This is a genomic window from Pseudoalteromonas sp. APC 3691 (genome assembly GCF_030408135.1).
Taxonomy (GTDB): domain Bacteria; phylum Pseudomonadota; class Gammaproteobacteria; order Enterobacterales; family Alteromonadaceae; genus Pseudoalteromonas.
In genome coordinates, this window is sequence record NZ_JASDCB010000028.1 from 12,905 (window position 1) to 31,472 (window position 18,568).

Consider the following 18,568-nt stretch of genomic DNA (forward strand, 5'->3'; position numbering starts at 1 on the left):
TTTAGCCAGTTTTAGTCAGCTAAAATTCTAAATTCTTTTTGGGCAATTAAATTACCTTGCTCATCAACTACATCAACACGCCAATGACCTGTTTGTGTGTTCATTATATTTTTTGTTGAGTACGTTCTGTAACGAGGCGAAGTAACATTAAGTGTAATTTCAGCCATCGTTTCACCTTCAAACGACCAAACATGCTTAACTTGCTGGCCTTGAAGGTTTTTAATCTCGCTAAAAAACGATAACCCTTCCTCAAACTGGCTTAACCTAATATCAGCAGCAAACACATTAGTAGGCTCACGCTTACTTACTTTACGAGTAAGTACCGCGCGACTAATTTTATCCGTGTCTATTTGCGCCCCCAATGCCACACTTGCCACATGTGCTGTAGAGGAAAAACCTTCAGTGCCACTCAATGCGCCATCATCACTTTCTAACTCTAAAAGTAAGTCACTTTGACTTGCAGGCTCAGTTACGTTTTGGGCTTCTGCGGTTTCTTCTTGCACATCATTATCAAGGTTTGAGTTTAACTCTGTATTAATACTTTCGCTTTGATCAGTAACAATATCGTTGTTAGCCAACAAAGCCGGGGGATTATTTACAAGGTCTACTTCGGCAGGTGTATTACTTGAAATGCTTAGTTGAGTCTCATTTTGCTCAGCTGACAACGGTTCAATCCGAGCTTGCATTACCTCTGCAGGCTCATTAGGGCTATTGTTTACTGATGATTGAGGCTCAACATCCATTACCTCATCGCTTGTTTGGTTTTCAGCGTTACTGCTGAAACTTAAGAATTGTTCCTGCTCATTTGGGTGCTCACCTTGATCTGCATTAACAGAGGTGGTTAAGCCATAAACAACTGCTGCAGAGGTCATTAATACCAACATAGCAATACTCACAATACGACGCCAATTCCACTCGTAGCTTACCGTTGGTACGCTCTGTTGTAATTCGCGTTTAACATTTGCTTTTATAACTATTTTTTGACTCATATTGACCTCAGCGGTTCCAAAATTAGCTTAAACGAGCAATTAACCATTGGCGAATAGCTTGCAATTCTTCTGCGCAAACTTGATGAGCCATTGGATATTCTTGCCAGCTTACATCCATGTTATGTGCTGTTAATACTTCAAACGCATTTCTACCCGCACTGTGCGGTACAACGTTATCTTGGCTACCATGAGCCATAAATACGTTTAAATCAGTATGTTTTGCTTCATCAGCAAATTTGTGTGGCACACACATATAAGTAGAGAGCGCCATAACACCCCCAAGCTTTTGCTCAAAGCGCGGCGCTAAATGCAAAGACACAACACCACCTTGAGAAAAACCAGCTAAAATTATTTTATTAGCAGGAATGCCATTAGCAATTTCTTTATTAATTAACTCTTCTACCTTTGCAGCAGAATCTCTTACGCCTTGTTCATCGGCACGCTTATCTAATTCTATAGACTTAATATCGTACCAAGAGCGCATTTCCATGCCACCATTTATGGTGACCGGTTGCACTGGCGCATGCGGAAAAATAAACCGTATACCAAGCTCGCTTGGTAAATTTAGCTGTGGGGCTACTGGCGCAAAACCATCCCCAGAGTCACCTAAACCATGTAACCAAATAACCGTTGCTTTGTGTTCACTTTGGGCTGCATATTCTACAAATTCTAAACTCATAGTGATGATTGCCACTTAACTTCTTGGCCTGCTTGGCGAGTTGAGGCTTCATTTATAAACGCCCAAAATTCAGCGCCAGAGCGGTTATCAATCCATAACCCATCACGCATTTCAAAATGATGTCCGTTAAACTTAGTCGCAACCCATACTTGATGAAGAGGTGCTTGCTTATTGATCACTATTTTACTTTTATCAGGAAAAATAATTTCTAAAATACCTTGTGCCGATTCATAATCTAAATCAGCTTCGCAATCATCAACCTGCTCTTCAATAGTGAACATAAGAGCTTCGGCTAATTGGTGATATTCGTGTTCAGTCATTGTTATTTCCTTTGCAGGCGAGCCGCCTAATATTGGGTACGTTTTAGCTTTGAATTAGCTTTAAAAATGTGCAGCTAGGGCCTGTTAACCTTTCAGGATTGAAATTTGTTCTATCTAGGGGCGATTTAATCGCGGCGCGAGATTTGTAACCTAGTGGACTAAGTTAAAACCGAGCAACAAAGAGTAAATCGTTCCTAGGACGAACCCAACGGGCAGCGCAAATTCAACCTCGAGAGATAAACAAGTCCTAGTGTAACAGGAATAAAATCATCCGCGAATAGCTGCATTTTTTAGATATTCTGTTACTCTGCGATTATAAAGCCAGCAACCGTATTAATCTAATGAAAGCGACACATACCTTACAATTAAAAAGACTATTAATAAGCACTGTACTGTTAAGCGCCTTAGCTGGCTGCGGACAAAGCGGTCCGTTATATTTACCAGAGCAACAAACAGAGCAAAAACAACCTCAAAATACAGCTAAACCAGCCACTACCGCTGAGCAAGCTAAAACATCGCAAAGTCAGGAGCAATAAATGGATTATTTTAACTACAAAAACAACCAATTATTTGCCGAAGACGTCAGCGTAGCAAGCATAGCGCAGCAATACGGCACGCCGTGTTATGTATACTCGCGTGCTACATTTGAGCGCCATTACTTAGCATTTGCTAACGCCACTAAAAATCATAAAAGCTTGGTATGTTACGCTGTAAAAGCAAACTCAAATATTGCCGTACTTAATATATTAGCGCGCTTAGGATCGGGTTTCGATATTGTATCTAAAGGTGAACTAGCGCGTGTAATTAAAGCGGGAGGCGATGCTTCTAAAGTGGTTTTTTCAGGCGTGGCTAAAACGTCTGACGAAATAGCTTACGCATTAAAACTGGGCATTAAATGTTTTAATGTAGAGTCGGCGTCTGAGCTTGAGCGTATTTCTGAAGTGGCTTGCGAGCTTAACCTAGAAGCGCCTATTTCTATTCGCGTAAACCCAGACATAGATGCAAAAACACATCCGTATATTTCTACCGGTTTAAAAGAAAATAAATTTGGTATTGATATTCAAACAGCAGTGAGTGTTTATCAACAAGCAGCGGCTTTACCTGGTTTAAAAGTAATTGGTGTCGATTGCCATATTGGCTCTCAATTAACGCAAGTTAGACCTTTTTTAGAAGCCCTTGATAAATTAATGGCGCTTATTGATGAGCTAAAAACTAACGGTATTGAGCTAACTCATTTAGATATTGGTGGCGGTTTAGGCGTGCCATATAATAATGAGCAACCACCACACCCAAGTGAATATGCAGCACAAGTTACCGAGCGCTTAGCTAACTACAAACACCTTGAACTTATTTTTGAACCAGGACGCGCCATTGCAGCTAATGCGGGTATTTTGGTTACTCAAGTTGAATTTATTAAACAAAACCAAGACAAATTTTTTGCCATTGTCGATGCGGGCATGAACGACATGCTTCGCCCTGCGCTTTATCAAGCGTGGCAAAAAATTATTCCGGTATCCGTTCGCGACGACGAAACACCTACTCACAACTTTGATATTGTGGGTCCCGTGTGTGAAACCGGCGACTTTTTAGGAAAAGACCGTGAACTAGCGCTTAAACAAGGCGATTTACTTGCACAACGAAGTGCGGGTGCATATGGCTTTACAATGAGCTCAAACTACAACTCGCGCCCGCGTGTTGCAGAAATAATGGTAGATGGTCAGCAGCATCACCTTATTCGTGAACGCGAAACTATTGAAAGCCTTTATCAAGGTGAGAAAGTTTTACCATAAACGTTTTTGTCTACTAGCTGCTCTGTGGCATGATTAGCACAGAGCAAAACCGAATTAGAGCGCTATGTTAGTTAATTTTTCCAAAATGCACGGCTTAGGTAACGACTTTGTTGTGATTGATAACATTACACAAAATGTTTTTTTGTCGCGAGACCAAATCAAAAAACTGGCAGATCGCCACTTTGGCATTGGCTTTGACCAATTGCTGATGGTTGAAGCACCATATTCACCTGATCTCGACTTTCATTATCGAATTTTTAATGCCGATGGTACCGAAGTAGAACAATGCGGTAACGGCGCACGCTGTTTTGCCCGCTTTGTACGCATGAAAGGCCTTACTAACAAGCACAAAATTAGTGTATCGACTAAGTCGGGCAACTTAACGCTCTACATAGAAAAAGACGGTCAAGTAACTGTTAACATGGGCCATCCTAATTTTGAGCCAAGTAAAATTCCGTTAAAAGCCAGCAAACGCGAGCTTACTTATATTATTAGAACGCAAGAACACACTGTATTTAGTGGCGCGGTATCTATGGGTAACCCGCATTGCGTGCTAGAGGTTGACGACGTAACCACCGCACAAGTTGATATATTGGGTCCATTACTTGAAAACCATGAACGCTTTCCCCAAAAAGCGAACATTGGCTTTATGCAGGTTGTATCGCAAGAACACATTAAGCTAAGAGTGTGGGAGCGCGGCGTTAACGAAACCTTAGCCTGTGGCACTGGTGCATGTGCAGCGATGGTGATTGGTCATATGCAAAATAAATTATCAACAACCGTTCAAGTAGATTTGCCGGGCGGTACTTTGCAAGTGCGCTGGAGTGGTGAAGGTCACCCGGTACGTATGACTGGTCCCGCAGAGCATGTTTTCGACGGACAAGTAGCACTATGAGCGAGCTAAGTACAGAGCAGGTTATTAATTACTTACAGCAACATCCTGACTTTTTAGTTCATCACCCTGAGCTACTCGCACAACTTGAGCTGCAACAGCAAGCTCAAGGTGCAACGTCACTAGTACATATTCAGCAACGTCAATTACGCGAGCACAACACGCTTTTAAAAAGCCAAATAGATGCTATGAGCAAGCATGCAACGCAAAACGAGCTCGTATATCGTTTGTTTAGCCAATGTCATCGCCAGCTTTGGAATCATGACGATTTTGACACTCTTGCAAATAATCTACGCAATATAATTTGCTCGAGTGAAGATGTTAACGACTGCAAATTAGTAAAATACAATCCCGAGTACGACGAGCTTATTGCGCATCGCCTTACCCATTCTGGGCATTATTTAGGGCGAATTAATAAACAAGAGCGCGAACAATTATTTAGTGAAGATACACAATCCGTCGCTATTTATTTAATTGGCGACACCAAGCACCCTATCGCTATTTTGGCGTTTGGTAGCAATAACGTAAACCATTTTGAGCCCGCGCAAGATAACCTGTTTGTGCTCGACTTAATAAACGCATTACACCTGCGGTTACAAAAACTAGCATGAGTGACGATGCGCCTAATATTACTGAGCTAAGTGACAACTGGCGTACACCCATAACGCTATTTAGCGATTATTTAAAGTTTGAAAAACAATATTCAGCGCACACAGTTAATCAATACGTAAGCCAACTTGGCTTTGCTGCCCTATATTTTAGCAAACTATGTGATGACTGGTTTGGCGTACAAGGCGAGCATATTCGCCGCTACAGTATGGCACTGCGATCAAAGCAATTAAGTGGCCGTACAATTAGCTTAAAGCTCAGTTGTATTCGCAGCTTGTATAAGTTTTTAAAAGCAAAAAATATTGCCGAGCAATCGCATTACCATAATCCGGCTATAGGTATAAAAGGCCCTAAGTTTGCAAAGCCCCTACCTAAAAATCTCGATGTAGATCAAATGGCACGCTTGCTCGAAATACCCGACGACGAACCTCTCGCAATTAGAGATAAAGCAATGATGGAGTTAATGTATTCATCAGGGCTGCGTATAAGCGAGTTAGTTGGCGCTAACATGCAAGATATTAGCGCTGCCAATGGTGAAATTTTAGTGCGTGGTAAAGGTAATAAAGAGCGATTAATTCCGGTGGGCAAAAAAGCGTTAGACGCATTAAAAAAATGGCTCACAATACGCCCTCAGTTTGCAAAGCCCGATGAAATAGCAGTATTTTTAAGTAGCCAAAAAAACCGTATTTCGATTCGCCAAGTGCGCCTACGCATGCAAGAGTGGGGAATAAAACAAGGCATTAGCTCGCAGGTTCATCCGCATAAGCTACGCCACTCGTTTGCGTCACATATTTTAGAATCATCTGGTGATTTACGCGCCGTGCAAGAGTTACTAGGGCACAGCAGTTTGTCGGCTACACAAGTGTATACACATTTAGATTTTCAACATTTAGCCAAAGTGTACGACAACACTCACCCTCGTGCAAAAAAACGAACTGATTAGGTAAATAAAAATGATCCGATTTAATCGTGCTATTAAGCCATTTTCTGTCATGAGCTTTGATTTAGACGACACGCTATACAACAATCACCCCATTATAAAAGCAGCGGTTAAAGCGCAGCAAGATTATTTAAACACGCTCCCTAGCTACTTAGCCCAAGGCCCCAAATACTGGCAACAATGCCGCAATGAGGCCGTATTAAAGTTACCTGAACTTGCTGATAACGTCACTAAATGGCGCCAACATACACTGCGCTTAGCCCTCTCTAAACTAGATTTGAACGAGCAAGAGGTAGAGCATCATGCCGATGCTGCCTATAACGCCTTTGCCAATGCGCGCAGTAAAATAGTGGTAACCGACGACGTACTAAAGCTGCTAGATAACTTAGCCCAGCACTTTACGCTGGTTGCTATAACTAATGGTAATGTTGAAATTGAACGCTTTAACTTACACGATAAATTTGAGCTTGTATTACAAGCCGGTATGCACGGTAAAGCAAAACCTCACAGCACCTTATTTGATAAAGCCGCCGAGCACTTAAACGTTGCTAAAAGTGAAATTTTACACATTGGCGATAGCCTAGATACCGACGTACAAGGCGCAAATAATGCCGGTTGCCAATCGGTATGGTTAAACGATCAAGGCGCCAATTATGCTTATAAAGGGCTGGCTGATATTGAAATAGCCAATATTCATGCCTTAACGCACTTTATTAAATAATACCAATTGCATTAAATAAGAGGTCACAATGAGCCACTATACCAAGCTAATTACCTTGCTATTAATTGGCTCACTTAGCCTTAACGCTTATTTATTGTGGCCGCAGCCCGCGCCAACCAAAGTACAAAAAACGCAAGGTGCTGAAAAAAGCATATCGCCTAAACAACAAAATACGCTATTAAATACGGCAAAGCAGCAGTTTAAAAAACACCAATTTGAAGCCGCACTTAGTAGCTATCAACAACTCAAAAACAGCAATCCAGAAATCGCAAAAAACCTTTATTCATCGTGGCTAGTGCAGCTTAAAACATGGCTAAATAGCAATTTATTACTCAGCGAATCATTTCTCAATGCGCTATTAAATAACAGCCCTTATAACGTAGAGTTACTTAATTTACAGGTTGAGTATTTAATAAATAGCGAGCAAACACAAAACGCCATTATTGCTTTATTTGAGCTTAATTCATTACTGCCTGCTGATCAGCAAAGTAATGTAAATACACGTTTAAATACGCTCACTCAAAACGAATTACACACATTAACTGAGCAACAAAATTGGCAAGCTATTATTGAGCAAACACAAATTTGGCTTGATTATAAAAGCGATAACGCGCAGTTTTTATATCCGCTTGCGTATGCCTACTATCAGCAAGGCGATTTAATTAGCGCACAAGCAACCCTTGATCGAATGCCAAACCAGCACAATCTAAAAAGCCAAGTGCAAACACTGCAAGCGATGATCAATAAAGCACAATCGCAAGACGACTTTGTTGCTTTAACGCCTTACGGCGCGCATTACTTAATAAACACCGAAATAAATAATAACCTATCAACCGAACTAATGATTGATACAGGCGCAAGCGTAACCTCACTACCTACAAATATTATTGAGCAAATTTCGCCACAGCCTTTATATTTAGGCGATGTAACGGTAAATACAGCGAATGGTCAAATTGTTGTAAAGCGTTATCAAATTGAATCGTTTAAAGTGGGCTCGCAAATTATTTACGGCTTTGAAGTGCTAAGCATTGAAAACACCCGTGGGCAAGGTTTGCTAGGAATGAACTTTTTATCGCGATTTAAATTCAATATAAATCAGCAAACAGATGAGCTAGAGTTGAGCGCTAAATAATTAAAAACCCAAAGGTAACACATGACACTAAATAACTATTTAAAAGCACTTGCTGAAAACCCAAAAAGCATTCAATTTACCGATACAATGGCCGTGATAGAAGCAAATTACGACTTTACTGCATGTGGCTTTAATAACCATGGATTACTTAGCGCTGCGAGTGAGAACAACGGCTCGTGTAAAATTTTTGCGTTTGCTAAATTAAACGATTTAAGTAAACAAAATACGTTGGATTGTTTTGGTAAGTTTTACCGAGAAGACGTGCTGCAAAACCCTAAAGGGGATGATCATATGAACATTCGCACGTTTATGTTAGCACCAGAGGCAACACCTTTTTTAGGTATTACCTTTGAAGGCGAGCCACTAAAAGCGAAATAGCCAGCAAAAATTAAAGTGCTTTTTCCATAAAATAACGCGTACCTGAGCGTGGGTAATTATTAAGTTGATACTTAACACTATAACCGCGCTTTTCGTAAAAAGGTTTTGCCTGAAAATCAAGTGTATCAAGCTGAGCAGTTGTTGCTTCTAGCTCAATAGCAGCTTGCTCAAGTGCCGTTAGCAGTTTATCTGCAAGCCCTTTCCCTCGTGCACTATCGCTACACCAAAGCCAACTAATCATCAGCCAATTTCCAAACACACACCCACTAATACCGGCAACAAGCTCGCCTTGCTCATCAGTAAATTTATAACCTAATGGCACTCTTTGCGCATCAAAATACTGGGCGTTAAATTCAACCATTTGTGCGCGAAGCGCTGAGTTTAACTCATCGGTATTATCTACTGTTAATTGATACATGTGCCGCCCTTAAAAAGCAGATACTAGCAAATTAGCTCAATCAATACAGATTATTTTTACCGTAAGGTACTTCAAGCATATTGCTGCTGGTTTTTTCTGGCTGGCCACACATTTCATCATAGGCGCTAGTATGTCGAAGCACCATTTCGGCGTAGGCTATTTTGTCAAAACGCTTTTGTACATGCAGTGGGCTGAGAGCTCTTAAAAACTCACCGCTGTCTTCTGTTACATAATATTCAACGTTATTAATCATTACCGATACTTGATAAAGCGCCATATCTAAAGAGTGAACAATAACTTTTTGTAGCGGCTCGTGCTTTTTTAACTGTGAAAATTTAATACCCATAATTTTTGCCTTAATTAAATTTAACATTATCGATACGCAGCTTTGCTATAATCGCGATCAAATTTTTATTAGCCGCTGGCATCACACGTTATGAGCACAAAAACCCGACTCGCTAAATATATTGCCCATGCAGGTATTTGTTCTCGTAAACAGGCATCGCGTTTAATTGATGAAGGTGTTGTGACTGTAAATAATCGCCCAGCAAATCATATTGATCACGTTGATGAGCAAGACACAATAATAGTTAACGGGCAAGAAATTGAAGGTGTAGCAGATTTAGTTTATTTTGCGTATCACAAGCCGGTAGGCATTGACTGCAAATTAAATATTGATGACCCTGCCAGCCTTATTCACTACTTGCCTACACTTACCCGTGTTTACCCTATTGGTCGATTAGATAAAGACTCTCGTGGTTTGCTTATTTTGACCAACGATGGGGGTTTTTGTAACCAACTAATACATCCAGACTTCCACCAGCCTAAACATTATTTAGTCACCGTACATAAGCCTTTAGACGATGCTTTTTGTAAAAAAATGGCAGCAGGCGTACCCGTTGATAAACACATAACCCTGCCTTGTGAGGTAAGTAAAATAGCCAGTAACCAGTTTAGTATTGTTTTAAAGCAGGGGCTAAACAGGCAAATACGTAAAATGGCGCATTACTGCGGATACAAAGTTATTGATTTATATAGAGCGCAATTTAGTGGCCTTGCACTAGAAAGTTTAAACCTCCCTGAAGGGCAGTATATCCGCATTAATAAAGCTGATATTTTAAAAGCCCACAGCTAACCTCCTGCCTATTAGGTTAAATAACATGCTAAAAAGTTAAAAAATAAACTTGCATTTATAGATTACAGGTGTAGTCTTTTAATTAAAGATTACATTTGTAGGCAATAGCATGATTGAGTTATCAAAAGCAGAGTTTGACGTGCTCGACGCACTTTGGATTAACTACCCCGCCACCGCGAGCCAAATAATTGAACGCTTAAGCGACGATAAGCAATGGCACGAAAAAACAATTAAAACCCTACTAGGTCGACTAGTAAAAAAAGGCGCACTTACATTTGAAAAAGAAGGTCGCCAATATATTTATATGCCGTGTATTGAGCGCGCCGACTACACCTTAAAAGAAAGCCAAAACTTTATTGAGCGCTTTTTTAGTGGGCGTATTGCGCCACTTGTAAGTGGTTTTGCTAAATCGGAGCAGCTTTCTCAGCAAGATATAAACGAGCTTAAAAAAGTTATAGATGACTGGGAAAAAAACCAAAAATAAGGGATTAACATGGTTATTCAAACTGGTTTTAATTGGTTGATTGAGCAGCAATTACTATTAAGCATTTGGTTTTGTGGATTTATTTTACTCGAGCGATTTGGTTTAAAAGCCCTTGGCTCACGGTTTGTATATAAATTAGCATGGCTATTACCTGCAGCATTGGTTATTGCTAATTTACCAAATGCGGTTAAACCACTGCAAAGTAGCAATATTAGCCATTATTTAATCACCCCTAACCAGCCCTTTGCACATGGAATGGGTATTAACTGGGCGCTCATGTATGTACTTATTACTGCAGGGTTATTAATAGCTAGCTTTATTACACATACCCGTTTTGTTAAAAATCTGCAGTTAACTGAGTTAACACAATTTGAAGGTACTCTTACCACTGGTGTTAAAACCTACACCAGTCAACATGTAGCCACACCAATGGTGGTCGGGATTTTAAACAGCAAACTGGTGTTACCGAGTAACTATAATACTCAGTTTGATAAAGCCACATTAGCGCTTATTTTAGAGCACGAAAACGTACACATTAAACGCAAAGACAACTTAACAAACGCACTTATATTACTGCCTACTATTTTACTATGGTTTAACCCACTAGCTTGGTTTTGTTACGCAAGTATGCGCCGACTACAAGAGCTGACTTGTGATGAACGGGTACTTAGCAATAAGACCACACAACAACATATTTTATATAGCAAAGCCTTAATAAGCTGTGCGGCAAATGCGCCCACAGGACTTATAGCTTATTCACACTACGGAGATAAAAAAACGATGTTACAACGACTTACTAATATAAAACACAGCGGGGAGCGTTCAAAGTTTGCTAAAGGTGGCTTATTACTTGTAGCCGCAAGCATGCTAAGCGGCTTAGCAATTGCAAAGCAACCAGAAGTAAATAAAACGCAAGAGGAACATATTTCACCAACAATACGCATTGAACCTGCTTACCCAATAAAAGCAGCTCAACAAGGGATCAGCGGCTCTGTTGTATTAAAATACGATATTGCAGCAAACGGTAAAACAAAAAACATTAGTGTTATTCAATCTAAACCTAAAGATGTTTTTGATAAATCAGCGAAAGAGGCACTAGCAAAATGGAAATATAAAGCATCTGATTCAGGTTTTGAAGATGTACTTGTACAACTAGATTTTGCGATTAATAGTGAAGTGGCGCCTACCGATTTAATTGAGCGAATTAAAGTATCGCATTAACGCCACGAGTTGTTCAAGACTACAAAGCAAGCGCCCTTTTAGGCTGCTTGCTTTGTGGTTTTAAAATATAAACCTACAAACTCACCACAATCATGGCAATGGCTGTACCCAAACCAATAAACCAAACTAATGAGCGAATTATATCTAGGTTCATATAGTAAAATACGCAATACAAAACACGCGACACAATATGCGTAACCGCTAGCGATTCGGTCACTGCACCTACAGAGTTAGTGCCGAGTACAACTGCAATAGCGACAGCAAAAACAGCAAGCGATTCAAAACAATTTTGATGAGCAGCGAGCGCCCGTGCACCAAAGCCGGTTAATTTTATTTGTTGCGCCCTTGGGTGTTTATTGTCGTATCGACCTAATTTTGCCATTGCTATAGCAACCGGCACTTTTGCAAAGTAAGGCATTAATACCGCAAGTAATGCACATACAACTAATGTTGTCATAATTTATCCTTTTAATGTTTCGGATAATTTAGCATAAGCGCAATAAAAAAGCCGCCAGATACGTTTATGACAAACTCTGGCGGCTAACACCTACTATAGCTAAATTTATCCTCAAATCCGTGCGACATAATGTCGCAGATGATGAATATTCAACATCACGGTTAATACATCGCTTTACTTCACAAAGCTTGCTAACTTTACTGCCTTACATTTTAACGATGACAATCATGACTTGGATCTTTTTCACTTTTTTAGCCGCTTTCATGCAAGCATGGCGTAATGCCCTGCAAAGTAAATTAAGTAACGATGTGAGTGTTGCTGGCGTAACCCTCTCCCGCTTTATTATTGCAGGCCCTATTGCTGCCGTGTATTTATATGGTTTGTATCAATATCAAGATACCACCATGCCTACATTTAATAATGCCTTTTGGGGATTTATTGTAGGCGCAAGTGTTATGCAAATACTTGCTACCGGTTTAATGGTTAAGTTGTTTAAAATGAATAATTACGCTGTAGGTGCTGGTCTTGCTAAAAGCGAGGCGTTAGTAGCTGCCATTTTAGGTGTATTATTTTTTGGCTCGGCACTTTCTTTGCTTGGTTGGCTTGGTGTGTTTTTTGGCGCTATTGCCGTATTGCTGCTCAGCGGCATAACAAGCGTTAAACACTTTAATGCTAAAACTGCATTACTAGGCCTTGCTTGTGGTACTTGCTTTGCACTTACCTCACTGTGGGTACGAGAAGCGAGTTTAAATTCAGGGTTACTATTCCCACATTCTGCCGCTTGGGTTTTACTGTTTGTAATCAGCCTACAAACGCTAATACTACTTGGCTATTTATTATTAAAAGAGCCGCAAACACTCAGTAAACTGTGGCAATACAAAGGCACTACAGTCGCAATTAGTGTTTTTAGTTGTGTCGGCTCTATTGGTTGGTTTAGTGCAATGAGCTTACAACATGTTGCTTACGTTAAAACACTTGGACAGGTTGAAGTATTTTTTACCATGCTAATTGCTGTACTTTGGTTAAAACAGCCACTTAAAAAACAAGATACTGCAGGCTTAATACTCATAGCCATTGCCGCTGTTTTGGTCATGTTGCCAAGTTAAGGGCATAAAAAAGCGCAGGCTTTTATACCTGCGCTGTTATAATTTTTATAGCTTTAAGAACTGATTCTAAGAGCTTATTTTAAGTGTTATCACACCGCTAATAATCATTAGTACACCGGCAATACGACCAAATGTGGCGGCATCGTTATAAAACAATATACCCACTAAAAACGTACCTGCAGCGCCAATGCCTGTCCACACGGCGTATGAGGTGCCCATTGATATTTGCTTTTGGGCAAGCCACAGCATAAAACCACTAGTAACTAAAAATGCCACCGCTATTACTATGCCTTGCCATCGGGTTTCTGGGTTTTGCGATATTTTTAAGCCAATCGGCCAGCCAATTTCAAGTAACCCAGCAATAATTAAGTACACCCACGCCATTAAACGTCTCTCTTTTTAACAATCACTTCGTATAAATCTTCGCGGCGATCTTTTAAATTACGCACTGTGCCTTCGCTGTGAAGTATTTTAAGCTTATCCATATCAAGGTCACTAAATAGCAGCATTTCGGTGTTTGGTGTGGCTTCGTTAAGTGTTGCATCGTGCGGGAACGAAAAGTCCGATGGCGTTAATACCGCCGATTGTGAGTACTGCACATCAAGACTTTCTACCTCTGGTAAATTACCCACCGAACCTGCAATTACCACATAACATTCGTTTTCTATTGCACGCGCTTGTGCACAGTGGCGCACACGTAAATAACTGTTTTTAGTATCAGTCCAAAATGGCACAAACAGAATATCTAACCCTTGTTTGGCCAATATGCGTGAAAGCTCAGGAAACTCTACATCGTAACAAATTTGAATACCTACACGACCGGCATCGGTATCAAACACGGCAATTTTATCGCCGCCTTGAATAACCCAATCGTTTTGCTCATGCGGGGTTATGTGTATTTTACGTTGCTCGTCTATTTTACCGCTACGATGGCATAGGTAACTTACGTTATAAATTTTATCATCTTCGGCAAGTGGCATAGAGCCGGTAATAATATTAGCGTTGTATTCTATTGCCATACGCGACATGGCATTTTTAAATGTTTCGGTGTATTCCGCTAAATAGCGAATCGCTTCTGTTTGATTACTTTGATTCCCTAGCCCCATTAGTGGCGCATTAAAAAACTCAGGGAATAGTATAAAGTCACTTTTGTAGTCAGATACGGTATCTACAAAGTATTCAACCTGCTTTAGCATTTCTTCAACCGATTCAACACAACGCATTTGCCATTGCACAGCACCTACACGCACGATTGATTTAGTTGACTCAAGTACCGTGTCGGTTGGCTCATACATGATGTTATTCCACTCAAGTAGAGTGGCGTAACCAACAGACTCTTGATCCTCCGGTAAATACTTTTTAAGTAATCGTTTTACCTGAAAATCGTTAGATAACTGAAAACTTAAAATAGGATCGTATAATTCTTTTTGATCTACTTTTGCAATGTATTCCATTGGCGTCATTTCACTGCTGTGATTGTAATAACGCGGAATACGCCCACCTGCTAAAATAGCGCGTAAGTTATATTGGCGGCACAATTCTTTACGGGCATCATAAAGGCGACGACCTAAACGCATGCCTCTGTGACTTTCGCTAATAGCAACATCTAAGCCGTATAGCGCATCGCCGTCGGTATCGCTAAATACACGGTCGTGACCGTCTGCAATATCTTCGTATGTATGCGGGTTTGAAAAACGCGTGTAATCAACCTGCACGCTTAATGCTAAGCCCACCAGCACGCCGTCATCCACAATACCTATTTGCCCTTCAGGAAACTGGTCTATTAATCTAAAAATGGTATGACTTGGCCACGCACCGCCTAAGTCGGGATACGCTTGATCCATCAAGGTTTTAATTTGCGGATATTGCTCTCTGGTTAAGTTACAAATTTCAAGATGGGTTTTTTCTGCCGACATACACAACTCCTTTGGGCATAAGAAAATAAAAGCCGAATGTACGTTAAAGTACACTCAGCTTTGTATCATGTTTTTTACGTTACGCGTACTACTTTAAGCTACGATAAAAAAGTGTGGTTACTTTCTCTTTTGGTAACCAGCCTGCGTATTCAAGATTCAGCTCAGCCAATGGATCGGCTTTAAGTACTTGCTCTAAGCTTGCATTATTTTGCATTGCTTTTAGCATTACGTCTTTCGCGTTTTGAACTAGCTTACCATACGCTATCAGTCCTGAACGGTCACTTACCTTGCCGTGTCCTGGTATTACTTGAGTGTTGTCGTCAATTTGATTAACTACATCGTTTACTGCCGCTAAAATACCATCAACGCTGCCGCCGCTATCTACATCAACAAACGGTAAGCTGCCAAAATTAAAGTAAATGTCGCCCATGTGCACTATGTTGTCGTTACTAAAAAAGATAACCGAATCGCCATCGGTGTGTGCATGTTCGTAATGCACTACATGGGCGTGTTCGTTATTAAAATGTAGTTTTAAGTCATGACCAAAACTAATGCGCGGTAAAAAGTCTGACCCCTCCCCGTGCTGCTCTTCTAAACGTTTGTGTACATTGTCGTGCGCTATAACATGCGCACCCGCTTTAGCAAAGTTCTCGTTGCCACCGGTATGATCGCCATGATGGTGAGTATTAATGACAAACTCTGCACTGCCTGGTTTTAAATCGCTAATGGTTTTTTTAATATCATCTGAGAGCTTGGCAAACTGATCATCAATAATATAAATGCCATCATCGCCTACACTTGCTGCAATATTACCGCCTTGCCCAAATAGTACGTATACATGGTCACTTAATTTTTGTGCTGTTACTGGGCCATCATCGGCTTGCGCTGTAGTGCTTAGTAATAAACTTGTTATTAATGCGGGTAGTATTTTTTTCATTTTAGTTCTCTGTTGTTTTATTAGTGATTATATAGAACGTGTTTAGCTATACTTTAGTTCATCGCGTAGGCTCTATTACTATTTGATGTATTAATTCTTGAGGTAATAAAGGCGTATGTTTGCCCTCTACATAGTCACTAAAACCCGCTCTATAAAATTCAGATAACGGATGCCCCGATTGACCACCCGGAATAGCTAAAATTGCACGTTCTAAATGACCTGGTTGAGCAATAAAGCGCTGCGATGCGCCAAAACTACGCCCTTGTACAGCGGGCATGTAACTATCGCCAAAACCTTGTGCTGTAGGCATATTTAAAAACTTAGCAAGTAAGGGGATTTGCTTTGCAAACGGATGCTCTATTACTAGCTCGTTTACCTTGCCCCACTGCCAACTTTGTACATTATTACCAAATTGCTCGGTAAGCTTAGTAACAGTTTGGCTAAATGCACCGAGTAATTGCGCATCCCAACTTTTAAATTGTGGGTTTAACCATGTGTCGGGTTTGTTGTTAATAAGCTGCCAAACTGCGGGCTCTAAATCTCGTTTTACGTATTTTAGTGTGCCTTGTTGTTTATTTAGTTGACTTTCAATATTACTAAATAAAATATTAATCACTTCATCGCGGTAGCGCTTAACTAAGGTATACCCTATGGAGGTTGAACATGCACATTGCTGCCAATTTTCGAGCGCGGTTATATATTGCTGATTTTTGGTTTGATCGGTTTTTAACTGCTTTAATAGCAAAGCATGCCAAGGCATTAAAAAGCGAGCTTGGTTATCAAGCTGTAGTGCGTAAAAGTCGCTCTCTGCAAATGTTTGTTTTTCAAATAATCTATCGCGTATTTGGCTTGAGCGCGCGCCCAGTGCATAGCCACCATTACCAAAACGGGTATTATCTTCAGCCGACACCACGCGTGAATTACCAGTCCATAATCGACCGCTTTGTGGGTTTTTAACAAATGGGCGTTGTAACTCGCTTTGCTGCCAAAGCGCTGAGTAGTCATCGGCATTTACGCCAAGTTCGCTAGGCGTTTTACGCGCCGGTATACCGCCCATGTTTTTCCACGCTGCGCTACCAAGGCTGTCTACCACCATTAGGTTTTGCACCGGAATGCCCACATCGCTTGCTACAGCAAGTGCATCATCTACCGTTTTGGCTTGCTCTAATTTTAATAACTGCATATTAACGGCATAAGGCTGATGGGCAGCCCAGCTCAACGCATAAGGTTTTTCGTTAATATATTTTACAGGTCCGTATTCACTGAGTATTAATGAATAGTTTTCAACCTCCCCATCGGGTAATGGGATAGGTTCATCAACTTGCCATGTTTTACTATCATCGTTTAATGCAATCCAATCGGCAGTATCTAAATAACCGTTAGTAAATCCCCATGCAACATTGTTGTTAGTGCCAACAACAATGGCTGGTGCACCGGGCAGCGATACTCCGGTTACCTGAGTCTGCTCACCACTGTGCATGTAATTTAATTGTGCCCTGTACCAAATTACAGGCACTGCCATCGATAAATGCATATCATCCGACACCATTCCAGCCCCTGTTTTAGTAAGCGCTCCTGTAACAGCCCAGTTATTACTGCCGCGCTCTTGGTTTGATTCAATACTTTTAACTATATGCTTTGTTTGAGTTGGCAAAGTAGGTATGCCGCCGCTATAAGGCGCTAATTTGCTGCCATCAAGCGCGGCTTGGTACTTACTCGGTTGCGTTAAAAAATCAACCATTTGCTTTGTGTACGCTTGCTCAATTTGAATAAGTGCTTGGTCGCGCTCAAATGTGGCGCTTTGTAAATCAAGGTACATGCTAAATATCACAAGTAGGCTGTCTTCACTTAGCCATGGCTTTTGTGCTGCACCTGTTAGTAAATATTCAAAGCTTGAATACCCTACTTGCGCTAAGCCTTCGTTTACACCTTGAGCGTAACTTTTAAGTAATTGCTTATCTGCCTCTGGCAGGGTTTGTAAAATAATTTGGCTACGTTTACGTAATTGATGAAAACGCATTTTTTTATCGAGCCCCAACGCTGCTTGGCCAAATAATTCACTTAACTCACCTGCGGCATTACGCCTTAGTAAATCCATTTGAAAAAATCGGTCTTGCCCATGCGCATAACCTAAACCGTAGGCGGCGTCGTTTCGGCTATTGGCGTTTATTACTGCTTGCCCTAGTGCATCGCGCGAAATTTTTACAGGCTCTACTACCGCGTTACTGCGTCCGTTTCCATCAAGGGCGGGTAAACTTAAACTAAGTACCCCATAAACAACAGCGGTACTTGCCAGCCCTAATATCACAATTAATAACAACAAGCGTTTGATTACTTTAAACATCACCGTTTCCTTTGCACGTTTTGACCAAGCGTTAAGCACATATAATAACCACAGTTTTATTAAATAATAATGTTCTTGCTCGCAAAGGGTGAAATAAACA

The 18,568-nt window shown here is 40.7% G+C and carries 22 protein-coding genes; 12 read left to right on the forward strand and 10 right to left on the reverse strand.

The features are described from left to right. Nucleotides 1–11: 11 nt before the first annotated feature. The 3 genes from QL998_RS10660 to cyaY are packed head-to-tail and all read right to left on the reverse strand — an operon-like array spanning nucleotide 12 to nucleotide 1,988. Entirely contained in the window at nucleotides 12–989 is a 978-nt protein-coding gene (locus QL998_RS10660; protein WP_024605934.1) for a DUF2914 domain-containing protein, read from the reverse strand. A 22-nt stretch (nucleotides 990–1,011) separates the two neighbouring features. Then, a complete protein-coding gene (locus QL998_RS10665) occupies nucleotides 1,012–1,668 on the reverse strand; it encodes an alpha/beta fold hydrolase (RefSeq protein WP_002960978.1) in 657 nt (218 codons plus the stop codon). Beyond that, on the reverse strand, nucleotides 1,665–1,988 hold the full coding sequence (gene cyaY / locus QL998_RS10670) for an iron donor protein CyaY (RefSeq protein ID WP_002960979.1): 324 nt from the start codon (nucleotides 1,986–1,988) through the stop codon (nucleotides 1,665–1,667). Before cyaY ends, QL998_RS10665 begins: the two co-directional genes overlap by 4 nt. 341 nt (nucleotides 1,989–2,329) lie before the next feature. On the opposite strand from cyaY, the gene QL998_RS10675 reads away from it, so the two are divergent. The 8 genes from QL998_RS10675 to QL998_RS10710 all read left to right on the forward strand — a co-directional run bounded on the left by QL998_RS10675 (nucleotide 2,330) and on the right by QL998_RS10710 (nucleotide 8,450). Then, entirely contained in the window at nucleotides 2,330–2,524 is a 195-nt protein-coding gene (locus tag QL998_RS10675; protein ID WP_290192655.1) for a lipoprotein, read from the forward strand. Next, the gene (gene lysA / locus QL998_RS10680; protein WP_033028907.1) at nucleotides 2,525–3,778 is read left to right on the forward strand and encodes a diaminopimelate decarboxylase; all 1,254 of its coding nucleotides are present in this window, start codon (nucleotides 2,525–2,527) and stop codon (nucleotides 3,776–3,778) included. 64 nt (nucleotides 3,779–3,842) lie between these two features. Then, on the forward strand, nucleotides 3,843–4,673 hold the full coding sequence (dapF, locus tag QL998_RS10685; RefSeq protein ID WP_002960987.1) for a diaminopimelate epimerase: 831 nt from the start codon (nucleotides 3,843–3,845) through the stop codon (nucleotides 4,671–4,673). Then, nucleotides 4,670–5,281, forward strand: a complete 612-nt coding sequence (locus QL998_RS10690; RefSeq protein WP_290192656.1) for a DUF484 family protein — start codon at nucleotides 4,670–4,672, stop codon at nucleotides 5,279–5,281. The genes dapF and QL998_RS10690 overlap by 4 nt, the downstream gene beginning before the upstream one ends. Beyond that, on the forward strand, nucleotides 5,278–6,222 hold the full coding sequence (locus QL998_RS10695; RefSeq protein ID WP_290192657.1) for a tyrosine recombinase XerC: 945 nt from the start codon (nucleotides 5,278–5,280) through the stop codon (nucleotides 6,220–6,222). The genes QL998_RS10690 and QL998_RS10695 overlap by 4 nt, the downstream gene beginning before the upstream one ends. A 10-nt stretch (nucleotides 6,223–6,232) precedes the next feature. Beyond that, nucleotides 6,233–6,940 carry an HAD-IA family hydrolase gene (locus QL998_RS10700; RefSeq protein ID WP_165743260.1) on the forward strand — a complete coding sequence of 236 codons (708 nt, stop codon included), beginning with the start codon at nucleotides 6,233–6,235 and terminating at the stop codon, nucleotides 6,938–6,940. Between the two features lie 28 nt (nucleotides 6,941–6,968). Beyond that, nucleotides 6,969–8,072 (forward strand): retroviral-like aspartic protease family protein, encoded by a 1,104-nt coding sequence (locus QL998_RS10705; RefSeq protein WP_290192658.1) that lies wholly within the window; start codon nucleotides 6,969–6,971, stop codon nucleotides 8,070–8,072. Nucleotides 8,073–8,093: 21 nt separating this feature from the next. Further along, a complete protein-coding gene (locus QL998_RS10710; RefSeq protein WP_002960998.1) occupies nucleotides 8,094–8,450 on the forward strand; it encodes a HopJ type III effector protein in 357 nt (118 codons plus the stop codon). Nucleotides 8,451–8,460: 10 nt separating this feature from the next. On the opposite strand, the gene QL998_RS10715 is transcribed toward QL998_RS10710, so the two are convergent. Both QL998_RS10715 and QL998_RS10720 read right to left on the reverse strand, forming a co-directional pair. Next, complete coding sequence (locus tag QL998_RS10715) at nucleotides 8,461–8,868, reverse strand: GNAT family N-acetyltransferase (protein ID WP_290192659.1); 408 nt, start codon at nucleotides 8,866–8,868, stop codon at nucleotides 8,461–8,463. A 40-nt stretch (nucleotides 8,869–8,908) separates the two neighbouring features. Beyond that, nucleotides 8,909–9,214 carry a DUF6482 family protein gene (locus QL998_RS10720; protein WP_290192660.1) on the reverse strand — a complete coding sequence of 102 codons (306 nt, stop codon included), beginning with the start codon at nucleotides 9,212–9,214 and terminating at the stop codon, nucleotides 8,909–8,911. Nucleotides 9,215–9,304: 90 nt separating this feature from the next. Here QL998_RS10720 and QL998_RS10725 point away from each other — a divergent pair, with 90 nt between their 5' ends. The 3 genes from QL998_RS10725 to QL998_RS10735 all read left to right on the forward strand — a co-directional run bounded on the left by QL998_RS10725 (nucleotide 9,305) and on the right by QL998_RS10735 (nucleotide 11,708). After that, nucleotides 9,305–10,003, forward strand: a complete 699-nt coding sequence (locus tag QL998_RS10725; RefSeq protein ID WP_290192661.1) for a pseudouridine synthase — start codon at nucleotides 9,305–9,307, stop codon at nucleotides 10,001–10,003. A gap of 109 nt (nucleotides 10,004–10,112) precedes the next feature. Then, nucleotides 10,113–10,487 (forward strand): BlaI/MecI/CopY family transcriptional regulator, encoded by a 375-nt coding sequence (locus tag QL998_RS10730; RefSeq protein WP_165722699.1) that lies wholly within the window; start codon nucleotides 10,113–10,115, stop codon nucleotides 10,485–10,487. A 9-nt stretch (nucleotides 10,488–10,496) separates the two neighbouring features. Then, nucleotides 10,497–11,708 (forward strand): M56 family metallopeptidase, encoded by a 1,212-nt coding sequence (locus QL998_RS10735; protein ID WP_290192662.1) that lies wholly within the window; start codon nucleotides 10,497–10,499, stop codon nucleotides 11,706–11,708. A gap of 73 nt (nucleotides 11,709–11,781) precedes the next feature. Here the strand turns inward: QL998_RS10735 and QL998_RS10740 are convergent, their stop codons facing one another. Beyond that, on the reverse strand, nucleotides 11,782–12,165 hold the full coding sequence (locus tag QL998_RS10740) for an MAPEG family protein (protein ID WP_290192663.1): 384 nt from the start codon (nucleotides 12,163–12,165) through the stop codon (nucleotides 11,782–11,784). 227 nt (nucleotides 12,166–12,392) lie between these two features. Between QL998_RS10740 and QL998_RS10745 the strand changes: the two genes are divergently transcribed. Continuing rightward, a complete protein-coding gene (locus QL998_RS10745; protein ID WP_290192664.1) occupies nucleotides 12,393–13,271 on the forward strand; it encodes a DMT family transporter in 879 nt (292 codons plus the stop codon). A 66-nt stretch (nucleotides 13,272–13,337) separates the two neighbouring features. Here the strand turns inward: QL998_RS10745 and QL998_RS10750 are convergent, their stop codons facing one another. The 4 genes from QL998_RS10750 to QL998_RS10765 all read right to left on the reverse strand — a co-directional run bounded on the left by QL998_RS10750 (nucleotide 13,338) and on the right by QL998_RS10765 (nucleotide 18,468). Beyond that, a complete protein-coding gene (locus QL998_RS10750; RefSeq protein WP_024605947.1) occupies nucleotides 13,338–13,655 on the reverse strand; it encodes a multidrug efflux SMR transporter in 318 nt (105 codons plus the stop codon). Continuing rightward, nucleotides 13,655–15,187, reverse strand: coding sequence for a bifunctional GNAT family N-acetyltransferase/carbon-nitrogen hydrolase family protein (locus QL998_RS10755; RefSeq protein WP_024595458.1), 1,533 nt, complete (start codon nucleotides 15,185–15,187; stop codon nucleotides 13,655–13,657). Before QL998_RS10755 ends, QL998_RS10750 begins: the two co-directional genes overlap by 1 nt. A gap of 88 nt (nucleotides 15,188–15,275) precedes the next feature. Further along, a complete protein-coding gene (locus tag QL998_RS10760) occupies nucleotides 15,276–16,124 on the reverse strand; it encodes an MBL fold metallo-hydrolase (protein WP_290192665.1) in 849 nt (282 codons plus the stop codon). A 58-nt stretch (nucleotides 16,125–16,182) separates the two neighbouring features. Then, nucleotides 16,183–18,468, reverse strand: a complete 2,286-nt coding sequence (locus QL998_RS10765; RefSeq protein WP_290192666.1) for a penicillin acylase family protein — start codon at nucleotides 18,466–18,468, stop codon at nucleotides 16,183–16,185. Nucleotides 18,469–18,568 lie beyond the last annotated feature (100 nt).